This window comes from Mycobacterium sp. NPDC006124, from assembly GCF_040614235.1.
Classification (GTDB): Bacteria; Actinomycetota; Actinomycetes; order Mycobacteriales; family Mycobacteriaceae; genus Mycobacterium.
Genome location: NZ_JBEXUA010000020.1, coordinates 30,804 through 51,217, shown reverse-complemented (window position 1 = coordinate 51,217; position 20,414 = coordinate 30,804). Strand labels below are relative to the sequence as shown.

Below are 20,414 nucleotides of genomic sequence, written 5' to 3'. Positions count from 1 at the left end.
GGTCCTAGCGCATCGCGCGGCTGGCCGATCCCAACGTCTGGGCGGCCTCGACCACCCGTGCGGCCATGGCATTCTCGGCCGGCTTGCCCCACGACCTCGGGTCGTAGGCCTTCTTGTCGCCGTAGGCCCCGTCGACCTTGAGCACCTGGTCGTACTTGCCGATCATGTGGCCGGCGATGGATCGGGTGAACGCGTACTGGGTGTCGGTGTCGACGTTCATCTTGACCACGCCGCTGGCGACGGCGGACCTCACGTCCTCGGCGCTCGAGCCGGATCCGCCGTGGAAGACGAGGTCGAAGGGCTTGTCCCGCCCGGTCTCCCGACCGATCACGGCCTGGATCTCGGCCAGGATCTCCGGACGCAGGTGAACCGAGTCGGGGTGGTAGACGCCGTGGACGTTGCCGAAGGTCAACGCGGTCAGATAGCGGCCGCGCTCCCCCACGCCCAGCGCCGCCACGGTGGCGCGCGCGTCGTCCACCGTGGTGTAGAGCTTCTCGTTGATCTCGTGGGAGATGCCGTCCTCCTCACCGCCGATCACCCCGACCTCGATCTCGAGGATGGTATTGGCGGCCACCGACGCCTCCAGCAATTCGGTGGCGATGCGCAGATTATCGGCCAGCGGAACCGCCGATCCGTCCCACATGTGCGACTGGTAGAGCGGGTCGAGCCCGCGGCCCCGGCGCTCGGTCGAATCGGCGATCAGCGGCCGGACCCAGTCGTCGAGGTTCTCGGCCGGGCAGTGGTCGGTGTGCAGCGCCACCGTGACCGGATAGTGCCGCGCGACCTCGTGGGCGTAGAGGGCCAGTGCCTTCGACCCGGTGAACCGGTTCTGAACGGCGTTGCCGGACAGGTAGAGAGCCGTTCCCAGGGACACCTGAATGATGCCGTCGCTCTCGGCGTCGGCGAAACCCTGCAGTGCCGCGTTGAGCGTCTGGGAGCTGGTGACGTTGATCGCCGGATAGGCGAACCCGCCCTCCTTGGCCCGGTCGAGCATGGCGACGTACTGGTCGGGGCTGGCTATCGGCATGTCGTGACGTCCTGTCGACTGGGGGCTGGGTGCCTAGGTGTCTAGCTGTCTAGGTGCAACCGCACGAGTTGCGGTGGTGGAAGGTGGTCGGCACCCGAATGCGTTGCGGCGCATCGTCGCTGCCCCGAATGCGACGCAACAGCAGTTCGACCGCGGTGGCCCCGATCGCGTCGACGTCCTGGGCCGCCGCGGTGAGCCTGGGTTCGAAGAGGTCCGACCACTCGAAGTCGTCGAAGCAGACGAACGCCACGTCGGCCGGGATCGACAGACCCAGACTGCGGATCGCCTTCAGGGCGCCGATGGTCATCGAGTTGTTCAGCGACACCAGGGCGGTGGGCCGGTGGGCATCGGCGAGGAGTGCGTGCACCCTGGTCTCGGCGACGTCGGTGCTGGACTCGCCGTCGAGCACCAGATCGGGGTCGAGGTTGACGTCGTGGTCGGCCAACGCGGCGCGGTATCCGTCGAATCTCTCGACGGTGGAGGATATTCCGGTCAGCCCCCGGATCACGCCGATCCGCCGGTGCCCCAGGTCGAGCAGATGCCGGGTCAGGGACCGGGCCGATTCGAAGTTCTCCGGACCCACCTGGTCGCTGCCGACGTCGACCCCGCGGTCGATCAACACCATCGGCGTTCGCGTGCGGGCGATCATGGGAAGGGTCACGCGCTCCGACCCGGCCGCGGGCGCCACGATCATCCCGTCGACCTTGCGGTCCAACAACGAGTCGGTCAACCGCTTCTCGGAGTCGACGTCGTCGTGGGAGTCCCCGACGATCAGGACGTAGCCGGCATCGGAGAGCGCGCGCTCCACGGCGTGCACCAGGCTGCCGAAGTACGGGTTGGTCAACGCCGAGATGGACAGCCCGACGGTGTGCGTGCGACCGGCGGCCAAGGACCGTGCGACCACGTTGCGGCGGTACCCCGTCTTCTCGATGGCGGCCTCGACCCGCAACCGGGTGGCGCGGTCGACGTTGCGCGTTCCGTTGAGCACGTGGGAGACCGTCGACGCCGAGACGCCTGCGAGTCGGGCGACGTCGCCCATCGTGGTCACCGGAGACGCACGATCCGGTCGGCGCGACCAGCGGTCGACTCGATCAGCTGGGCGTTGCGCTCGTCGGGCCCCAACGCCCAGAACTCCGCGTCCTCGGGGGACTTTCCGTACGCTTCGTGCCTGCGGAGCAGCCGGGTGTGGCGAATCTCGGTGTCGGGGGCCAGGAACCAGACCTCGTCGATGTGCGCGCGCGCCTGCGGCCAGGCGTCGGCCTCCAACAGCAGGTAGTTGCCCTCGGTGACCACCAGGGGCACCGCGGCGGGAACCGGAATCGACGATCCGATCGACTCCTCGATCTCGCGCCGGAAGCGCGGCGCGTACACGACGGGGTCGCCGGCCCCCTGGGCGCGCAACGCGGTGATCAGCCGTGCGTAACCCCCGTCGTCGAACGTGTCGTGGGCGCCCTTGCGATCGCGCCGGCCGAGGTCGAGCAGCACCTCGTTGGCGAGGTGGAAACCGTCCATGGGGACCAGCACGGCCACCTCGGGACCCAGCGCGGTGACGAGTTGCTCGGCGACGGTCGACTTTCCGGCGCCGGGCGCCCCGGTGAGACCGAGGATGCGGCGCTCGCCGCCGACGACGAGCGCCTTGGCCCACGCGACCAGTTGGTCGAGGGTGGTGTCGTGGACGTCGTGCTCGATGGTCACCGTTCCGGCCTTCCAGGTCGTTCGCCGTCAATGTGGCCGGGGAGTTCGGACAGCCAGGCCCGCGGCCCGACCACCGAGCACCGCAGCGCCGCCACGCGGGCGGAGAGCGCGATGCGTTCGGCGAGTTCGTCTGCCGGCCGTGCCGAGAAGTAGGCGTACGCACCGTGAAACGCGTCTCCGGCCCCCGCCGTGTCGACGACCACGACCGGTTCCACCGGCACGGTCCCCGAATCGCCGTTCGACCACCACCGCACCGGGTCGCCGCCGTGAGTGGTGACCACCGCACGGCAACCGCACTCGACCAACGCGGCCGCGGTGGCCTCGGTGGTGTCCGTACCCGGCACTCGGAAGTCGTTGGAGCACACCATGTCCGTGGCGGGGGTGACGAGGTCGGCCATGACGGGCTTCCACCGGCCGGCGTCGACGACGACGGTAGTCGACCGCGCCTGGGCGTGCCGAACCGCGGCGCGGGCGATGAGCGGGTGATGGCCGTCGACGAGCACCACGTCGGCACCGGCCACCAGGCCGTCCAGCCCAGCCGGCGGCGGCGCCTCGGAGTCCACAGCGTCGAGCGAGACGATCGACCGGTCTCCGGTCGCCTCGACGACCGACACCGCGGACACGGGGACCGCCGGGGAGTCGCCCCGCGCCGAGTCGACGACCTCGACACCGTGGGCCGCGAGGTCGGCGCGAATGAGGTCGGCGACCGGATCGTCACCCAGAGCGGTGACCAACACGGCGTCGCCGCCGAGCCCGGCGAACGTGACGGCGGCATTGGCCGCGGGGCCACCGGCCGCAACGAACTGCGCTGCCGCGGTGACCTTCTCGTTCACCGCGGGAGGCGCAGCGATGCGGTGGATGACGTCGAGGGTCGCCAGACCCACGAAGATTCCCCGCGGGGCCGCCTCAGAGGCCGGCGCGTTCCTCATCGCTCGGCTCCTCTGCACCCGTCATGAGCGCGACCACCTCGGACATCGAGCGGCTCTTCGGGTCGACGACCCCGGCACGCTGCCCGAGGCGGTGGATGTGGATGCGGTCGGCGACCTCGAACACGTGCGGCATGTCGTGGCTGATCAGCACCACCGGAATCCCGCGATCGCGGATCGACCGGATCAGATCGATGACCTGCCCCGACTCCCGCACGCCGAGCGCCGCGGTCGGCTCGTCCATGATGATCACGCCACGGCCGAAGGCCGCGGCCCGCGCCACGGCGACACCTTGGCGTTGGCCACCGGACAACGTCTCCACGGCCTGGTTGACCGACTTGATGCCGATCTTCAAGTCGGCGAGGTGCTGGGAGGCGTCCTCGCGCATCTTGGGCATGTCGAGCCGTCGAAAGACGCTGCCGAACAGCCCCTTTCGCCGCACCTCGCGGCCAAGGTAGAGATTGGAGGCGATATCCAGGGCCGGCACCACCGCGAGATCCTGGTACACCGTCTCGATGCCGGCCGCCCTGGCGTCGCGCGTGCTCTTGAACGACACCGGCGTGCCGTTCATCAGGATCTCACCGGAGTCCGGCACCACGGCACCGGCGAGTGCCTTGATGAGGCTGGTCTTTCCGGCGCCGTTGTCGCCGATGACGGCGAGGACTTCGCCGGCGCGCAGCTCGAAGTCGGCACCGTTGATGGCCGTCACGTTGCCGTACTTCTTGACCAGGCCGCGGGCTTCCAGGGCCGGTGCGCCAGTCACTGAGATCTCCGGCGTGCGAATTGATCCACTGCCACTGCCACGATCACGAGGACTCCCGTCGCGATGTTCTGGTACAGGTTGTCGACGCCGGCCTGCGTGAGGCCGTTGCGGAGCACGCCGACGATCAGCGTGCCGACCAGGGTGCCGCCCACCCCGCCGCGCCCGCCGAAGAGGCTGGTGCCGCCGATGACCACCGCGGTGATCGTCTCGAGGTTGGCGTTCTGGTAGGCGTTCGGGTCGGCGTTGGGGATGCGGCCCAGCGCCGCCCACGCGGCGATGGCCGCGATCACGCCGGTGGTGACGTAGACCGAGAACAGCACCCGGCCGGACTTGATGCCCGAGAGGTTGGAGGCCTGCGAGTTGCCTCCGACGGCGTATACGTGCTTGCCCCAGGCGGTTTGGGACAACGCGTACCACATCACCAGGTAGACCAGCAGCATCGCGACCACGCCGTAGGTGGTCGAGAAGGTCCCGAGGCGAAAGGACGTGCCCAGGAATGTCAGCGGGCCTGGTTCAACCCGATAGGTCTCCGAGCCCGCGAGCAGGCGGGTGGCCGCCTGGATCGCGGTGAACGTGCCCAGCGTGACGATGAACGGAGGCAGTCGCAACGCCGTGACGAGCCCGCCGTTGACCGCTCCGAACACCACGCACACCAGAAGGGTCGACCCCAGCGCGACCACGGGACCGTTGGCGCCGGCGCTTTGGGCCATCACGATGGTGCCGAAGACGGCGACCGCTCCGATGGAGAGGTCGATGCCGGAGGTCAGGATGATGAGCGTCTGGCCGACGGCGAGAATGCCGACGACGACCGACTGTTGCAGGATCAGCGACACGTTCTGCGGGTTGAGGAACGAGTCGGAGACGGCGCTGAAGATGACGATGGCGATGACCAGGGCCACCAGCGGTCCGAGAAGCGGTTCACGCAGGAGGTGTCCGGCGCTGAACCGGCTCGCCACCGATGGCTTGGCCGTCGCGGGAGCGGCGGTGGTCATGAGCCGGCTTTGCCCCAGCAGTTCTGCTCGCCCCAGGCGGTGTCCTTGGATTCCAGACCGGCGACGGGCTTGTCGGTGATGAGCTGCGAGCCGGTGTCGTTGAACCCGCTGGGCTTGGTGCCGTCCTTGGCGAACTTCACCACGGCCTGGACGCCGAGCTCGGCCATCTTGGCCGGGAACTGCATGACGGTGGCGCCGATCTTGCCGGCCTTGACGTCTGCGACGCCGGTGCAGCTGCCGTCGATGGAGCCGATGGTGATCTGGCTGGTTCGGTTCGCAGCCTGAATCGCCTGGTAGGCACCGGCGGCCGCGGGTTCGTTGATGGTGTAGAGCGCGTTGATGCCCGGGGCGCGCTGCAGGATGTTCTCCATGGCGGTCTGCGCCTTGGTCTGATCGCCGTTGGTGTTCTCCTGGCCGACGATCTCCGGCGAGCCGTTCGCGATGCCGAAGCCCTCGAGGAAGCCGTCGTGACGGAAGGTGTCCACGGTGCCGCCGGGGGTGCCGTCGAGCATGACGACCTGAGGCGGCGCATTCCCGATCGCGGCCTTGACCCACTTGCCCTGGCTGACGCCGGCGGCCTTGTTGTCGGTCGCGAACGTCGCGTCGACGGCGTCCTCGGGATCGGTGGCGGTGTCGAGCGCGATCACCACGACGCCGGCGTCGCGGGCCTTCTTGATCGCGTCGAGCACCCCGGTCGAGGAGTTCGGGGTGATGAGGATGCCCTTGACGCCCTGGCCGACCATGTTCTCGATGGCGGCGACCTGACCTTCGTTGTCGCCGTCGAACGCACCCGCCAGCGCGATCAACTTGGCGCCGTCCTTGTCGGCCTGGGCTTGGGCGGCCTCGCGCAGTTTGACGAAGTAGGGGTTGGAGTCGGTCTTGGTGATCAGGCCGACCTTCACGCCGTCGGAGCCAGATCCGCCGCAGCCGCTCAGGCCGAGGATCATCGTGCCGGCGACGAGTGCCGCCCCGACCGTGTTGAGGCTGCGCTTTCCGAACATATGGACTCCCTTGTCCCCGATGCGACGGCCGGTCCCGCCACGCGTTGCCCGGGAGCCTATGCCGTAGGCAAGCGCTTGCGCACGCGCTTTCGCGAAATGGTCGTCGGCTACTGCCCGGGCTGGTGAAAGCGACCGATGATCGGGATGCGGTCGATGATGCGGTCGCGCAGTCGGGGCTGCTGCGGCGGTGGCGGAACGTAGACCGGGGCCGGGGGCACGTACGCGGGCGGCGGCGCGACCGGCGGCGGCACGTACTCCGGGACCGGCGCCGGCGGCAGGGCGACGACCATCGTCCTGGCGACCGAGTTCGCCATCTCGGCCAATCCGACCCGCGCGCGAACCGGCGGTGGCGGTGCGGTGACGGTCTCGGGTCGTTCTGCGGCACTTGACGTTTGGGCTGCCTGAGCCGGATCGTCGCGACTCAGGTTCAGCCCGATCGCCAGCGACGACGACACGACCAAGGTCACCACTGCGGCGGCGAGCACGGCGGCCAGCACGCCCGTTCGCGACCTGAGCCACGACCACGCTCCACCGACCCGGGGTTCCGACATGTCCAGGGTTCGGCCGGCCACCAGGGCCGCGCCCCGGGCCAGGGCGAGGTCGGCTTCGGTGGCGCTGAAGACGGGCGCGTCGGTGACGGCCTCGACGGCGGAGACGATCACCTCCACGTCGTCGGAGCCGATGACGAAGACCGCCTGTAACTCCCGGTCGAGGGCGGCGACGACGCTGCTCGTGAGCTCGATGGCGTCGGCCCGGTCCGCGGGGCGTCGCACGTGCTCGACGGTGATCTCTCCCGCGTCGACCACGGCCACGAAGGCCGAATCCGGTTCGACGATGCACACCGCCACGTCGTCGTAGTCGGCGAGATCTGCCACGCCGGCGGCCAGAGCGGCGACCGCCGCGGCGTCCGAGACGCGGACGACGTCGAGGTGGTCCCGCGCCGCCAAGGCGTCGACGACGGCGACCGCGGCGCCCTCGGCACCGGCGGTGGAGGTGACTCCGACGACCCGGATCCGGTGCCCGGCCACCACGGCGGGGTTCAAGACCGCCCGTGCCATCAACTCCGCGTCGACGTCGTCGACTGCGGCGATGTCGACCTCGCCACGGTCCACCGGGTCGCCCTCGCCCGTCGTCCCCTCGACCAGCACCCAACGCAGCGCCGTCGTGGTGAGCGACAGGCCGAGTACGAGGTCCACGGTGTCACGGTACCGCCGCGGGCACCCATCCCGGCGAAGGCGACACCGTCGTGAGGTCAAGTGTCAGAACTGAACTGGGCTCGGCCCCATCGCGGCCCTATCGCGCCCCGTTGACGACCGGTGCGTCGATCATCCCCTTCTCGACCCCCCACTGCGTCGCGATGGTGCGGTACTCGCCGGTCGTCATCAGCTGCTCCAGCCCCAGCTTCAGCGACTCGGCCAATCCGGAACCCTTGGCCACCGGCCAGCCGTAGGGCGCGGGGTCGGTCACCTCCCCCGTCGTCTCCAGGACCCCGGCACTGAGCTTCACCGCGAATCCCGTCACCGGAGAATCCGCCGACATCGCGTCGACCTCGCCGGCCACCAACGCCTTCGTCAGATCGTCCTGCCGGGTGAACACCACCATGTCGATCGGCGACAACCCCGCCGCCGCGCATTCGTCACTCTTGGCCGGAATTTCCTTCAGCTCCTGTAAACCGCCCTGTGCGACACCGACTTTCAGACCGCACGCCGCCGAGGGTTCCACCGTCGTCCCCGTGCGACGAGCCCACAGGTTGCCCACCCTGAAGTACGTCACGAAGTCGACGTCGCGCTCCCGGTCGGCGGTGTCGGTGAACGACGACGCCCCCACGTCGAAGTTGCCGGCCTGCACCGACGGAATGATGCTGGAGAACGCCGTCTCCCGGTAGTCGGCCTCCAAGCCCAACGTCCGGGCGATCGCATTCATCACGTCGATGTCGAAACCGACGATCTGGCCGTGGGAATCCTTGAACTCGTTGGGCGCGTAGGGCACGTTGATCCCGATCACCAACCGGCCGGACTGCCGGACGTCGGCGGGCACGGTGGCCGCGATCGACGGCACGGCGCCCGCCCGCAGATTCGGGTCCGGGGGCGCGGTGCTGTTCTCGACGGCGGCCTGTCGGGTGTCCTCCTCATCGGGTCCGCTGCGCCACTGCACCACCCCGAAGGTGCCGAACGCCGCAACCAGCACGACCGCCGAGACCACCGTGACGATCGTGCGAGACGGACGCCACGCGCCGTGCGTCGGCACCCGGCGGGCCGAGTGCCGACCCGAACGGTGGCCACCGCGTACGGGCGCATGCAGTGCGCTGCGGGCGGCCGCGGCCAGTTCGGCACCGCTCTGATATCGCTGGGCCGGCTTCTTGGCCATCCCCTTGGCGATCACCCCGTCGAAGGCGGCCAACCGGGGGTCGAACGCCGACGGACGTGGCGGGGCCTGCACCATGTGCCCGGCGATCTGCTGTTCGAGGCTCTCGGCGGGAAAGGGACGCGAACCCGTCAGGCACTCGTAGAGCACGCACGCCAGCGCGTAGACGTCCGAGCGCGGGTCGCTCTGGCCTGCGTCGAATCGCTCCGGCGCCATGTAGGCCAGCGTGCCGAGCGTGTTGCCGGCGGTCGTCATGCCCTTCTCCCCCGCGGTGCGGGCCAGCCCGAAGTCGATGAGGTAGGCGAATTCCTGCTTGGTGAGCAGGATGTTGGACGGCTTGACGTCGCGGTGGATCAGATTCGCCTCGTGCGCGGCGTCCAGGGCCGAGGCCACCTGCTCGACGACCGCGACCGCCAACGAGGAGTCGACCGGCCCCTGCCCCTCGGCGAGGATGTCGCCGAGGGTCTTGCCGTCGATCAGCCGCATGTCCAGGTACAGCCGGCCGTCGATCTCGCCGTAACCGTGGATCGGCACGACGTGGGGGTCGCTCAAACTGGCGGCCGCTAGGGATTCCTTGCGGAAGCGTTGCTGAAAGACCGCGTCCTCGGCGAGGTGGGGAGGGAGCACCTTGAGCGCGACGACACGGTCGGTCCTGGTGTCGTAGGCGCGGTAGACCTCGCCCATTCCACCCCGGCCCAACAGCTCCTGCAGCTGGTAGTGCCCGAATGGCGTAACGCTCACCCTGTGCTCCTCGGCGACGGCCACCCCCGTGGCCGTCGATAGAAGCTACCGCACGTGCGGATACTCCGGCGAACGGTCCTGAAATGCGAGGATGTCGGGATTGACGATGGTGCCGTCGCGGATCTCGATGGCGCGGCGCACCGTCTCGTCGTCATCCCACTCCGTGGGCCCGGCCAGAACCGTTGGCAGGTAGGGAATCAATGCCTCGCTGATTTCCCAGGTGGCGGCGTTCCACAGGTAGGACGGGCTGTGGTCGACCGCGTAGTAGGTGATGTTGTTGCCGACGATGAACGTCGGATCGTCGAACGAGGTCGGAAGAGCCCAGCTGAAACCCATTCCAGCGTCGCAGGATACGTCGATGAACAGGCTCCCGGACCGGAAGGCCTCGAGGTCGGCCTCGTGCAGGAAGACCAGCGGCGCGTTGGGATCCTGCAACACGCAGTTCACGACGACGTCGTGCTCGGCCAGGTATTGGGCCAGCCGCACCCGGCCCTCGTCGACGAGCGCGAAACTCGAGCCCTCCTCGTCGGACTCGAACTGCACGATCTCCGCCGAGTGGATCGGCGACGCCACTTCGGAGACGTTGCGGTTGGTGAGGATGTCGATGTCGTGCACGCCGATGGCGTTCAGCGCCGTCACCGCCCCGCGGGCCGTCGCACCGAAGCCGATCACCGCGGCACGCAACCGCCGCCCGTAGGTACCGGTCGAGCCGATGATCTCCAGTGCGTGCAGGACCGAGCAGTACCCGGCCATCTCGTTGTTCTTGTGGAACACGTGCAGCTTGAAGGAGCCGTCCTTGCGCCAGAGGTTCATGGCCTCGAAGGCGATCAACGTCAGTTGGCGGTCGATCGCCTGCTGCGTCAACTCCGCGTCCTGCACGCAGTGCGGCCAGCCCCAGAGGATCTGACCGTCGCGAAGTTCGGCGAGGTCGTCGGCGTCGGGCTTGGCCAACAGGATCACGTCGCATTCGGCGATCAGTTCCTCGCGCGACCGCAGACCGGCCACCGAACGCGACAGCGTCTCGTCGGAGATCCCGAAGTGCTCGCCGTAGCCGCGCTCGAGATAGATCTGCCCGATGACGCCGTCGTCGATGCGGTCGAGGTGCTCGGGATGGATCGGCAGCCGGTGCTCGTTCTCCTTGTGCGTCCGTGCGATGACGCCGAGCTTGAGTCCGCTCACTGGCCCTCCCGAAGCATGATCACCGCCGACGCCGGGGTACCGGCTCGGTAGCTAGACCGTACTCGACCGGCCGTCGTCGATTCGATTTCGCCCGAGTGTCAACGAAATTGACACCTCGACGAAATCCGGATGTACTGGCAGTCCCCGCGAGAATCAGAGGCGCCGTCGTGACCACCAACTCGATCGTCCTGATCGTCGTCGCCGTCTTGGTCGCGCTCGCCCTGGCGGGCATGGTCGCGATCTTCTCCCGCAAGTTCCGCGGTGACCGACGACTTCTCGGCCGGGCCAGCGTCGTGGACGAGTTGGCCGCAGACGCCCGGGCAGTCCAGCAGCGCGACGAGGGTCGCTTCGACACCGAGGGCTGACCGCCCGTCAGCGGATCGACACCAGCTGGTCGATCGAGTCCCGCGGCAACTGCCCGTCGACGATCGCGGTGACGTACATCGAGTTCAGCGTGATCGCACCCTTGTGGTTGACCAGGAAGGCCGTATCGGCGGCGTCGCCGCCGGTGGCGATCCGCACCAAACTCTGCCGCGGCGCGAGCAACGTGGCGTCGACGACGCGCCACACACCCTCGACGAAGGCCTCGGCCACCGCGTGGAAGTCCATCGGGTAGAGCCCTGGTGCGTACACGGCGACGACGCGCGCCGGCACGTTGACGGCCCGCAGCAGCGCCACCACGAGGTGGGCGAAGTCGCGGCACACACCGGCACCGGCGAGCAGCGTGTCCACCGCCCCGTCGATCGGATCACTGGAACCCGGCACGTAGTTCAGCCGGCTGCCCACCCACGACGACACCTTCTCGAGCAAGGTGGTCGAATCGAGGTAGCCCCCGAATTCGGTTGCGGCGAAACCGTAGAACTTGTCGGCCTCGGCGTACCGCGTCGGACGGAGGTACCGCGACAGGTCGTAGTCGGTCACCGGTGCGGGATCGGTCTGGCCGATGACGGTGGCCGAGTAGGTCGCCTGCAGATTTCCCCCGGACACCGCAAGCTGGTGGATCCGGTTGCCGTGCTCGCCGCTGATCTCCTTGGCCGCCACGTCGACGCCGTCGAGGGTGAACGTCAGGGCCTCCCACACCTCGGCGTCGGGATGCGGGGCGACGGCGATCTGAAACTCCAGCGTGGTCGGCGCCGTGACGTCCACGTCGAGCCCGCATGCGACCTGTCGCCGCAGTGCGGGAGTCGTCATTCGGCGTCGGCCGAGAAGCGCTGGGCGTTCTGCATCGTCGACGCCACGGCCAGAGTGGACATCGCACCCTGGTTGCGGTCCACGCCGTCGGCGTCGAGACCGTCGAAGCCGCCACCGGTCTGCGGATCCCACATCGGTTGCCCGGATTCGTTGGCCCCCTCGAACCATGCGACGGCCGCGCGGACGGCGTCCGGCCACCGCGGGCTGGCGTCGACGCCCGCCGCGCGAGCGCAGGCGTCGGACATCTCGGCGACCGCCGCGGGCTGGCGGTGCCCTGCCACGTCGTCGAGCAAGCGGTTCAACAGGTCCAATCCCCGTTGGCACAGCTCCGGCCGGTCCAGCGTCGTCCCGGCCGCGATCATCGCCTCGGCGGCGACCGCCGCACCGAAGGTCGGCGACGACGACTCCGCGTCGGCGTAGGCCTCGAGGAGGGCACGGGCGATTGCGTGGTCGGGTTGCACCGAGAGGATCTCGGAGGCGCCAAGCGCGGCGTAGGCCATCGCCAACGGATGGGGCGACCGCACCTTGGCAGCGCGCTCGAACTGGATGACGGCGATCCGACGGACCAGTCCCACACTGCTGTGCGCGGCGGCGGTGCCGAGCGCCCACAGGCAGCGACCCCACCAGACGTCCAGCGACGGTTGGTCGACCCAGTTGCCCTTGACGTCCATGTGGTTGTGGCACGGGCCCGCAAAGGATTGCGCCTCGTTGAGATACCGCACGGCGAGACCGGCGAGTCCGTTGACCGGGCCGGCCGGGTCTGGCTGACGGGTGGCGACGACGAGCAACCGGGCCATGTCGTCGGTGCGGTAGCCGCCGCTGCGCTCGGGTTCGGCCAGCACGGCGTGTTCGAAGATGCCTCGGCGGTCCGAGAGGTGCAGCAGGTGGTCGAAGACGGGTGACGGGGTGCTCATACCATCGCCGCACGATCGGCGACGACGCGCCGGGCGAGGGCGAGATATTCGGCCGACGCCACCGGCCAGCCCATCGTCGGGGCCAAACGCCGTGCCTCAGCGGCCATGTCGCCGGTCATGCGCGGGTCGGTCAGCATGCGGCGCAACGCCAGCGCCAGCGCGTCGGGATCGTCGTGGTCGACGACGACACCGGCTCCGCTGCCGAGCAGTTCGACGGCGTGTGGGAAGGCGGTCGCGACGACGGGCCGACCTGCGGCCAGCGCGTCGACCAACACCCCGGAGTTCGCCTGGTCGGTGGAGTCGTAGGGCAGCACCACCGCGGCGGAGGTCTGAATCAGCGCCGACAACGAGGCCGTGCTGCGGTAGATGGAGTCGAAGCTCACCGCGCTCGCGACGCCGGCGCTCCTGGCCCGCTCGATGCAGGATTCGCGGTAGGCCTCCCCCTCGGCGGCCAGCACCCGTGGGTGCGTGGCGCCGGCGACGAGGTAACGCGGTTGTCCCCGCAGGTCCTTGAGGCCACTCATCGCGTCGATGACCCGCTCGACGCCCTTGCCCGGACCCATCAGTCCCCACGTCAACAGCGTCGGCCGGCCCGAACGCTTCAGCGGGGCCACCGTCGGCAGCGTCGCACCGCGCTGAATCGTGACGACCCGCCCGGCGTCGACGGTGTACTCGGCGCAGAGGCGGTCATTGGCGGCCCGGGACATGACGACGATCCGGTCGGCCTTGGCGGCCATCGTCTCCATCAACGAACGCTGTTGCAGCGTCGGATGTTTGAGGATCTCGTGGGCCACGACGATGGTCGGGACCCGCAGCGCTTCGACGACGTCGAGGATCTCGGAGCCGAAGAGGTCGTAGTCGTGCTGGATGACGGCGACGTCCCGCTGGTTGAGCAGGTCGACGCATTCGACGAGCGAGGCGGACGAGCCGGTGACGAACTCCCCGACGACCGCCGTGCTCGAGGACTGCGCACCGTCGGCTACGCGAATCACGCCCACGTCGGAGCCCTTGCCGGACAGACCGTCGGCCAGCCCCGCGCTGAAGGTGGCGAGCCCGCACGGCGTCGGCGGAAAGCTCGTCAGCATGCCGATCGCCGGGTTCGCGCGGCGTTCCTGTGCCATGTGGCCCATGAAGGAGGGAAAACGGATTGGGACGTTCAAGGTGCTCCCGGCAGGCGGATGTCACCGAAGTGCCCGGCGTGAGCGGTTGCTCGGTGAGGACAGCGGCGGACAGCTGTCTCGATCCCGGACCGGTTGGGTCCCAACGAGCCCGACTTTACCACCCCAGACGTGCTCCGACCGGCCTCGCGTGAACCATTCGCACTGCTAGAGGGGCTGCGCAGCGATGTCAGGGCGTCTTGTTCCGCGCCTGCGCACGCCGTACCGCCTCGTCGACGACGAGCGTGGCGACGTCGGCGAGCTTGCGGTGTTCGCTCTGGCTCATCGACTGCAACTGGACGAACGCGTCCTCGGCGGTGCGGCCGGTGCGCGCGCGGATGATGCCGATGGCTTGGTCGATGACCGGGCGGGAGGACAGCGCCCGCTGCAGCTGGGCGTTGAGCACGAGCGCGTCGGCCAGCACCTGGGCGTTGTGGACCGCCGCCGCCGCCGGGAGTGCGAACAGCTCGCCCAGCTCCTCGGCGTGGTCGTCGAAGACGTCCTTGGCGTAGGCGTAGACGGTGATCGCCCCGACCACGCGGTCCGGCAGGAGAAGCGGCAACGCCAGCACGCTGTGCACACCCATCCGGCCGACGCGCGGTCCGAACCGTGGCCACTTCTTCTCCCCACCGAGGGAGCCCGACCGCACCGGTCGCCGCTCGCGCGCCGCGCTGATGCCGGGACCCTCGTCGAGCGTGACGTACTGGATCTCGTCGATCGCGGCGACGAACGGCGCACTCGCCGCCAGCGCGGCCACCGTGGTGTCGGTCGCGTCCACCTGCAGCAGCGTCACCGCGGCCCCCACCGCCCCGGGTATCGCCCGGCACGTGAAGGCCGCCACCTGCGCCAGCAGGTCGGGCAGGGCCAGGCTGCCCGCCAGCAGCCCGGCCAACGCGGCGATCCCGGCCCGAAGGTCGGCATCCGTCGACGCCGCGTCAGCCATGCCTGCAGCCTATGCCCGCGCGGCATCCACCGACCGACGACCGGCGACACCGCTGAAACAGCCTGCTGCGCAACGATTCACGGTGCGGACGTCAGGTGTCGATCAGCTGCGCGCGTATGGTCGTGGAATCGGGACCAACCAGGCCCCCAACGCAAGGGGCCACGAATGTCCGACAAGTCTCCCAGGTCGACGATGTCCAAGAAGGCCGGCAAGTCGTTGAAGGAGAAGCGTGCCGACAAGCGCACCAAGGCCGACACCACCTCCGCGACCGAAGACGCCATTCGCAAGAAGCGGTGACACATGCATCGAATTGGATGTTTAGAACTCGTCGATTGGTGATTGACCTTGTCGTAGCTGGCAGCTAAGTTTGTCCCATATCTGGGACGGTTTTGCTATCGGGGGAGTACGCATGGGGCGCTGGATCGTCGAGATTTTCACAGCACGCCGGAGCGTCGAGACCGACCTGGACGAGGGTTGTCCGGTGTGTGACCATCCGTTCGGAAACCTGACGCACGCGTGCATCAGTTCCATCTCGCCGGTGTTGGTCGAGGTGCCGATCCTGCTGCCCGAGGCCGTCGTCGCCTAGCTCGAGCCGCTCGAAACTCGTTCAGCGGTAATAGATCTCGTCGCCGGTCGGGTATCCCCCGCCGAACGTCGTGAGGTGGACGTGGTCGAAGTGCCCGGCACCGGAATTCTGCGGACCGCTCGGCGTGTAGTAGACACCGCGCCAGATCGCATCCTGCAGCCCGAATCGCGCCGCGTTCTCCAGCGCATAGGCCACGATCTTGTTGCCCAGCGCGATGCCCTCGGGTGAACTCGCGTTCGGGATCATCACGTCGAGGGCCAGGCCGTCCGGATGCCACCGAAGGGCGTCGGCACGCATGCCGCCGATGCTGTGAATCTCGGGGAACACCACGCCGATGCTGCGCGCCAGGAAGATCGTCTTGACCTGCAGACCGGCCTCCGGGGCCACGCTCTTGGGCAGGATCCGATGGAGGTCGAGCACCCGCCAACGCGAGGCCGCCGCGGGAACGGCCACGGTGCGACCGGGCGAGGCCGAGGAGAACAACGCCATGCCGGCGGGAGCCGCCGGACGAACGGCCTCCGAAGCAGCCACGACCTGTAGACAACATGGTGTGGCAGGCAGCGGAGCCGACTGTGCGACCTGCTCGACGGCCAGGGGTCGAGGACTGCCCCCGGCGGTCGCCAGCACGGCGAACGAGGCCACGACCCCGGCGAGCAACAACGGCGGCCTACGCCGCCGCCTCACCAGCTGATGCCTGCCCACGGAGTGCACTTTACGAGGTGTCACACCCCAATCGGTAATCTTTCCGAGATTCAATCGTGATCTACCGGCCACGACGGCCCGGTGACGGCGGGTCCAAGCGCACCGTCGAAAGGTATTCGTTGCGGTGTACGGTCCCGTATCGTACTGTCCACCTAGCTAATCTAACGACCACTCACCGACGTCTCCTACTACCGTCCGCCTGTCCCAGCTCGCCGAAAGGGCCACGCTTGCACGGGATTTCGATTGGGAGGCGCCTTGGTCGACGCTGGATGCCGCTGGTCGCCATCCTGGTCGTCGCCGTCGCCGGCTTCGCCGTGTACCGGCTGCAAGCCATCTTCGCCTCCCAGGACGTGGTCTCGACGCCGAGCGCAGGGGCCAACGAGATCGTGCCCTTCAACCCGAAGCACGTGGTCCTCGAGGTCTTCGGCCCACCCGGCACGGTCGCGACCATCACCTACCTCGACGTCAACGCCCAACCACAGGTCGTCAACGACGCAGCCCTGCCATGGGCCTACGACGCCACCACTACCCAACCGTCGGTGTTCGTCAACGTCGCAGCTCAGGGGGACAGCAGCACACTCGGCTGCCGCATCAAGATCGACGACGTGGTGAAGGACGAGAGAACGGTGAACACACTGAACGCCTACACCTACTGCCTGGACAAGTCCGGATGAGCACCCACCAGGCCGAGAGTCCGACGCGGACCGACCGGGTGGGGCGCGGAATCCGCCGGTACGCCGCGCTGGTCGTGCTGTTCTGGCTGGCGCTCGCCGTGGTGACCAACGTCTTCGTACCGCAGCTGGAGAAGGTCGCCGAGGCGCACAACGTCTCGCTGAGCCCGCAGGATGCGCCGTCACTGCAGGCGAGCAAGGAGATCGGCAAGAAGTTTCAGCAGTACGACTCCGACAGCGCCGCGATGATCGTCCTGGAGGGCCAGCAGCCACTGGGCGCCGATGCGCACCACTACTACGACGACCTGGTGAAGAAGCTGACCCAGGACACCACCCACGTCGAGCACGTCCAGGACTTCTGGGGCGACCCCCTGACCGCTGCCGGCTCGCAGAGCTCCGACGGCAAGGCGGCACTGCTGCAGGTCAACCTCGCAGGCAACCAGGGCGAATCGCTGTCCAACCAGTCCGTGGACTCCATCCGCGACATCGTGAACCGCTCGTCGCCGCCACCCGGGGTGACGGTCTACGTCACCGGCGCCGCACCCCTGGTCACCGATCAGTTCGAGGTCGGCAGGCAAGGCACCCTCAAGACCACGCTGATCACCCTCGGCGTCATCGCGCTGATGCTCTTCTTCATCTACCGCCGCCTCACGACCGTATTCGTCGTGATCTTCACCGTGATGATCGAGCTGACCGCGTCCCGCGGCGTCGTGGCCGTCCTGGCGAACGCGGGCATCATCCAACTGTCCACGTACTCGACGAATCTGCTGACGCTGTTGGTCATCGCCGCCGGCACGGACTACGCGATCTTCATCCTCGGCCGCTACCACGAAGCACGTCTCACCGGCGAGGACCGCGTGAGCGCCTACGCGACGATGTACCGCGGCACCTCCCACATCATCCTGGGATCGGGTCTGACCATCGCCGGCGCGGTGTTCTGTCTGACCTTCACCCGGCTGCCCTACTTCCAGAGCCTCGGCGTTCCCGCCGCCACGGGCGTGCTCGTCGCGGTCATCGCCGCCCTCACGCTCGCGCCGGCCCTGCTGTCGATCGGGCGTCACTTCGGCCTGTTCGAACCCGCCCGGCCACTCAACACCCGGGGCTGGCGGCGCATCGGGACAGCCATCGTGCGTTGGCCGGGACCGATCCTGGTGGCGACGGTCGCCATCGCACTCATCGGCCTCCTCGCGCTGCCCGCCTACAAGACGAGCTACGACGCGCGGCCCTACATCCCCGCCACCGCCCCGGCCAACGTGGGCTACGCGGCGGCCGAGCGGCACTTCTCCCAAGCCCGCCTAAACCCCGAGCTGCTGATGGTCGAGGCCGACCACGACCTGCGCAATCCGACGGACATGATCCTGCTGGAGCGCGTCGCCAAGGCCGTCTTCCACACCGACGGCATCGCGCAGGTGCAGTCGATCACCCGCCCGCTGGGCACGCCGCTGGACCACACGTCGATACCGTTTCAGATCAGCGCGGGCAGTTCGGCCCAGATCCAGAACCTGCCGTTCCAGCAGGCCCGCGCCGCCGACCTGCTCAAGCAGGTCGCCACCATCGACGACGGCGTCAAGGTGCTGCGCGAGCAGTACGCCCTGCAGCAGCAATCCGCCGAGGTCACCGACGAGCAGGCCAAGGCCTTCCAACAGACGGTCGCCACGGCCCAGGACCTGCGCGACAAGATCGCCAACTTCGACGACTTCTTCCGGCCGCTGCGCAGCTACTTCTATTGGGAGCCACACTGTTTCGACATCCCCGTCTGTGCGGCGCTGAGGTCGATCTTCGACGCGCTGGACGGCATCGACGCACTGACCGATCAGCTGGGTGACGTCGCGGGCAGCATCGCCAAGCTCGACGCACTGCAGCCGAAGTTGTTGGCGCTCTTCCCCCCTCAGCTGGCGAACCAGCAGACCAACCGCGACCTGACGATGACCAACTACGCCACCAACTCGGGCATCAACGGCCAGTCCGCGGCGAACCTGCAGAACTCCACGGCCCTCGGTCAGGCTTACGACGCCTCCAAGACCGACGACTCCTTCTACCTGCCGCCGGAGGCCTTCACCAACCCCGAATTCCTGCGCGGGTTGAAGCTGTTCCTCTCACCGGACGGCAAGGCCGCCCAGATGATCATCACCCACGAGGGCGATCCGGCGACGCCGGAGGGCATCTCGCACATCGACGGCATCAGACACGCGGCACAGGAGGCGGTCAAGGGCACGCCGCTGGCGGGATCGAAGCTCTACCTCGCAGGTACCGCGGCCACCTACAAGGACATTCAGGACGGCGCGAAGTACGACCTGATGATCGCCGCGATCGCCGCCATGAGCCTGATCCTGCTCATCATGATGTTCATCACCCGCTCCATCGTGGCGGCGTTCGTCATCGTGGGCACGGTCGCGCTGTCGCTGGGTGCGTCGTTCGGGCTGTCGGTGCTGATCTGGCAGGACCTGCTCGGCATCGACCTGTACTGGATCGTGTTGGCGCTGGCCATCATTCTACTGCTGGCGGTCGGATCGGACTACAACCTGCTGTTGATCTCCCGGTTCAAGGAGGAAATCGGCGCCGGATTGAACACCGGCATCATCCGCGCCATGGCCGGCTCGGGTTCGGTGGTGACCGCCGCCGGTTTGGTGTTCGCGGCGACGATGGCGTCCTTCGTCTTCGCCGACCTGCGAATCCTCGGACAGATCGGTACGACGATCGCGCTGGGCCTGCTCTTCGACACCCTGATCGTGCGATCGTTCATGACGCCGTCGATCGCGGCGCTACTCGGACGGTGGTTCTGGTGGCCGCAGGTGGTACGCCCCCGGCCCGCCCGGCACTGGCCCGGAGCCGACGATTCCGCGAACCGTCAACTGCCCCTGTGGGAGGACGGCGACCCCGCGGTGACCTCGGTCAAGCGCTGACGGGCTCGGGCGCGGACGTGGTCTCGACGTCGGCCAGCTTGCGCTTCAACCGAGCGACCTTGCGCAGCTGGACTGCGATGTTGATCGACGACAGCATGGGAATGCCGCCGACGAAGGTGCGAAACGACGGGTTGCCGCCGTAGACGTGAAGTTCGTAGAGGCAACCCACCACGTAGAAGAACCCGCAGCAGAACAGGGTGGCGGGGATGGCCAAGGCCAGCGGTGAGCGGGCGTCGTCGACGAGTTCGGTCGCGTATTCGAATTCCGTGCGCGACATCGGCTCGCCGTTGCGCAGCTTCGCCAGAATCGCCTTGTGGGCGCCCACCTCTTCACCCAGCGGCGCCGGTGTCCGGCCGTCCAACCTGCGCAAATAGACGAAGACGCACGCGGCGAACGTCAGCCCGGCCACGCCGGCCAGGATCGTCAGAAATCCCCACACGCCCAGATCCATGCCGGCCCCTTCCGTCGTCCGTGACTAGGTAGTACCTCTAATAACGCTACCTCAACCGCGAACCGTCCCGAATTCCTCGCGGCGATCTCGACGCGAGGTGCGCACGCCGCTGACAGATTCTTACGACTTTGGTCTCCGCGTTTGCCACCAATGCCCACGGGTAACTCACGGCCGACTAGCAACTACGCGCACACTCAGGCGCCGGAGG

At 68.3% G+C, this 20,414-nt stretch carries 21 protein-coding genes; 5 read left to right on the top strand and 16 right to left on the bottom strand.

Going from position 1 to position 20,414, the window contains the following annotated elements:
• Positions 1-4: 4 nt before the first annotated feature.
• From fbaA to ABZ195_RS26465, 10 genes are all read right to left on the bottom strand, one after another.
• Positions 5-1,027, bottom strand: a complete 1,023-nt coding sequence (fbaA, locus tag ABZ195_RS26510) for a class II fructose-bisphosphate aldolase (protein WP_355222876.1) — start codon at positions 1,025-1,027, stop codon at positions 5-7.
• A gap of 49 nt (positions 1,028-1,076) precedes the next feature.
• Complete coding sequence (locus ABZ195_RS26505) at positions 1,077-2,066, bottom strand: LacI family DNA-binding transcriptional regulator (RefSeq protein WP_355222875.1); 990 nt, start codon at positions 2,064-2,066, stop codon at positions 1,077-1,079.
• Between the two features lie 5 nt (positions 2,067-2,071).
• Positions 2,072-2,722 (bottom strand): nucleoside/nucleotide kinase family protein, encoded by a 651-nt coding sequence (locus ABZ195_RS26500; RefSeq protein ID WP_355222874.1) that lies wholly within the window; start codon positions 2,720-2,722, stop codon positions 2,072-2,074.
• Positions 2,719-3,651: a PfkB family carbohydrate kinase gene (locus ABZ195_RS26495; protein WP_355222873.1), complete on the bottom strand. Its 933-nt coding sequence runs from the start codon at positions 3,649-3,651 to the stop codon at positions 2,719-2,721. Before ABZ195_RS26495 ends, ABZ195_RS26500 begins: the two co-directional genes overlap by 4 nt.
• Complete coding sequence (locus ABZ195_RS26490; protein ID WP_355222872.1) at positions 3,629-4,411, bottom strand: ATP-binding cassette domain-containing protein; 783 nt, start codon at positions 4,409-4,411, stop codon at positions 3,629-3,631. The genes ABZ195_RS26495 and ABZ195_RS26490 overlap by 23 nt, the downstream gene beginning before the upstream one ends.
• On the bottom strand, positions 4,408-5,403 hold the full coding sequence (locus ABZ195_RS26485; RefSeq protein WP_355222871.1) for an ABC transporter permease: 996 nt from the start codon (positions 5,401-5,403) through the stop codon (positions 4,408-4,410). Before ABZ195_RS26485 ends, ABZ195_RS26490 begins: the two co-directional genes overlap by 4 nt.
• Positions 5,400-6,404: a substrate-binding domain-containing protein gene (locus ABZ195_RS26480; protein WP_355222870.1), complete on the bottom strand. Its 1,005-nt coding sequence runs from the start codon at positions 6,402-6,404 to the stop codon at positions 5,400-5,402. Before ABZ195_RS26480 ends, ABZ195_RS26485 begins: the two co-directional genes overlap by 4 nt.
• A gap of 107 nt (positions 6,405-6,511) precedes the next feature.
• Positions 6,512-7,600: a hypothetical protein gene (locus ABZ195_RS26475; RefSeq protein ID WP_355222869.1), complete on the bottom strand. Its 1,089-nt coding sequence runs from the start codon at positions 7,598-7,600 to the stop codon at positions 6,512-6,514.
• A gap of 97 nt (positions 7,601-7,697) precedes the next feature.
• Positions 7,698-9,509 (bottom strand): bifunctional serine/threonine-protein kinase/transporter substrate-binding domain-containing protein, encoded by a 1,812-nt coding sequence (locus ABZ195_RS26470; RefSeq protein ID WP_355222868.1) that lies wholly within the window; start codon positions 9,507-9,509, stop codon positions 7,698-7,700.
• Between the two features lie 45 nt (positions 9,510-9,554).
• Positions 9,555-10,688, bottom strand: a complete 1,134-nt coding sequence (locus ABZ195_RS26465) for a N(5)-(carboxyethyl)ornithine synthase (protein WP_355222867.1) — start codon at positions 10,686-10,688, stop codon at positions 9,555-9,557.
• A gap of 167 nt (positions 10,689-10,855) precedes the next feature.
• Between ABZ195_RS26465 and ABZ195_RS26460 the strand changes: the two genes are divergently transcribed.
• Positions 10,856-11,053: a hypothetical protein gene (locus ABZ195_RS26460; RefSeq protein WP_355222866.1), complete on the top strand. Its 198-nt coding sequence runs from the start codon at positions 10,856-10,858 to the stop codon at positions 11,051-11,053.
• Positions 11,054-11,060: 7 nt separating this feature from the next.
• Here ABZ195_RS26460 and ABZ195_RS26455 read toward each other — a convergent pair whose 3' ends face one another.
• The 4 genes from ABZ195_RS26455 to ABZ195_RS26440 form a co-directional block, all read right to left on the bottom strand.
• Positions 11,061-11,879 carry a transglutaminase family protein gene (locus tag ABZ195_RS26455; RefSeq protein ID WP_355222865.1) on the bottom strand — a complete coding sequence of 273 codons (819 nt, stop codon included), beginning with the start codon at positions 11,877-11,879 and terminating at the stop codon, positions 11,061-11,063.
• Complete coding sequence (locus tag ABZ195_RS26450; RefSeq protein ID WP_355222864.1) at positions 11,876-12,793, bottom strand: glycosyltransferase; 918 nt, start codon at positions 12,791-12,793, stop codon at positions 11,876-11,878. The genes ABZ195_RS26455 and ABZ195_RS26450 overlap by 4 nt, the downstream gene beginning before the upstream one ends.
• Positions 12,790-13,914, bottom strand: coding sequence for a glycosyltransferase (locus ABZ195_RS26445; RefSeq protein ID WP_355222863.1), 1,125 nt, complete (start codon positions 13,912-13,914; stop codon positions 12,790-12,792). Before ABZ195_RS26445 ends, ABZ195_RS26450 begins: the two co-directional genes overlap by 4 nt.
• Positions 13,915-14,140: 226 nt before the next feature.
• A complete protein-coding gene (locus tag ABZ195_RS26440; protein ID WP_355222862.1) occupies positions 14,141-14,893 on the bottom strand; it encodes a GAF and ANTAR domain-containing protein in 753 nt (250 codons plus the stop codon).
• A gap of 165 nt (positions 14,894-15,058) precedes the next feature.
• Here ABZ195_RS26440 and ABZ195_RS26435 point away from each other — a divergent pair, with 165 nt between their 5' ends.
• Together ABZ195_RS26435 and ABZ195_RS26430 are read left to right on the top strand one after the other, a co-directional pair.
• Complete coding sequence (locus ABZ195_RS26435) at positions 15,059-15,190, top strand: hypothetical protein (protein ID WP_355222861.1); 132 nt, start codon at positions 15,059-15,061, stop codon at positions 15,188-15,190.
• 112 nt (positions 15,191-15,302) lie between these two features.
• The gene (locus tag ABZ195_RS26430; RefSeq protein ID WP_355222860.1) at positions 15,303-15,479 is read left to right on the top strand and encodes a hypothetical protein; all 177 of its coding nucleotides are present in this window, start codon (positions 15,303-15,305) and stop codon (positions 15,477-15,479) included.
• A 21-nt stretch (positions 15,480-15,500) separates the two neighbouring features.
• On the opposite strand, the gene ABZ195_RS26425 is transcribed toward ABZ195_RS26430, so the two are convergent.
• Complete coding sequence (locus ABZ195_RS26425) at positions 15,501-16,181, bottom strand: hypothetical protein (RefSeq protein WP_355222859.1); 681 nt, start codon at positions 16,179-16,181, stop codon at positions 15,501-15,503.
• Between the two features lie 227 nt (positions 16,182-16,408).
• Between ABZ195_RS26425 and ABZ195_RS26420 the strand changes: the two genes are divergently transcribed.
• Together ABZ195_RS26420 and ABZ195_RS26415 are read left to right on the top strand one after the other, a co-directional pair.
• Entirely contained in the window at positions 16,409-16,855 is a 447-nt protein-coding gene (locus ABZ195_RS26420) for an MmpS family transport accessory protein (RefSeq protein WP_355222858.1), read from the top strand.
• On the top strand, positions 16,852-19,755 hold the full coding sequence (locus tag ABZ195_RS26415) for an MMPL family transporter (RefSeq protein WP_355222857.1): 2,904 nt from the start codon (positions 16,852-16,854) through the stop codon (positions 19,753-19,755). Before ABZ195_RS26420 ends, ABZ195_RS26415 begins: the two co-directional genes overlap by 4 nt.
• Here the strand turns inward: ABZ195_RS26415 and ABZ195_RS26410 are convergent.
• Entirely contained in the window at positions 19,745-20,206 is a 462-nt protein-coding gene (locus ABZ195_RS26410) for a hypothetical protein (RefSeq protein ID WP_355222856.1), read from the bottom strand. The two genes, ABZ195_RS26415 and ABZ195_RS26410, sit on opposite strands and share 11 nt — an antisense overlap.
• Between the last annotated feature and the right edge of the window lie 208 nt (positions 20,207-20,414).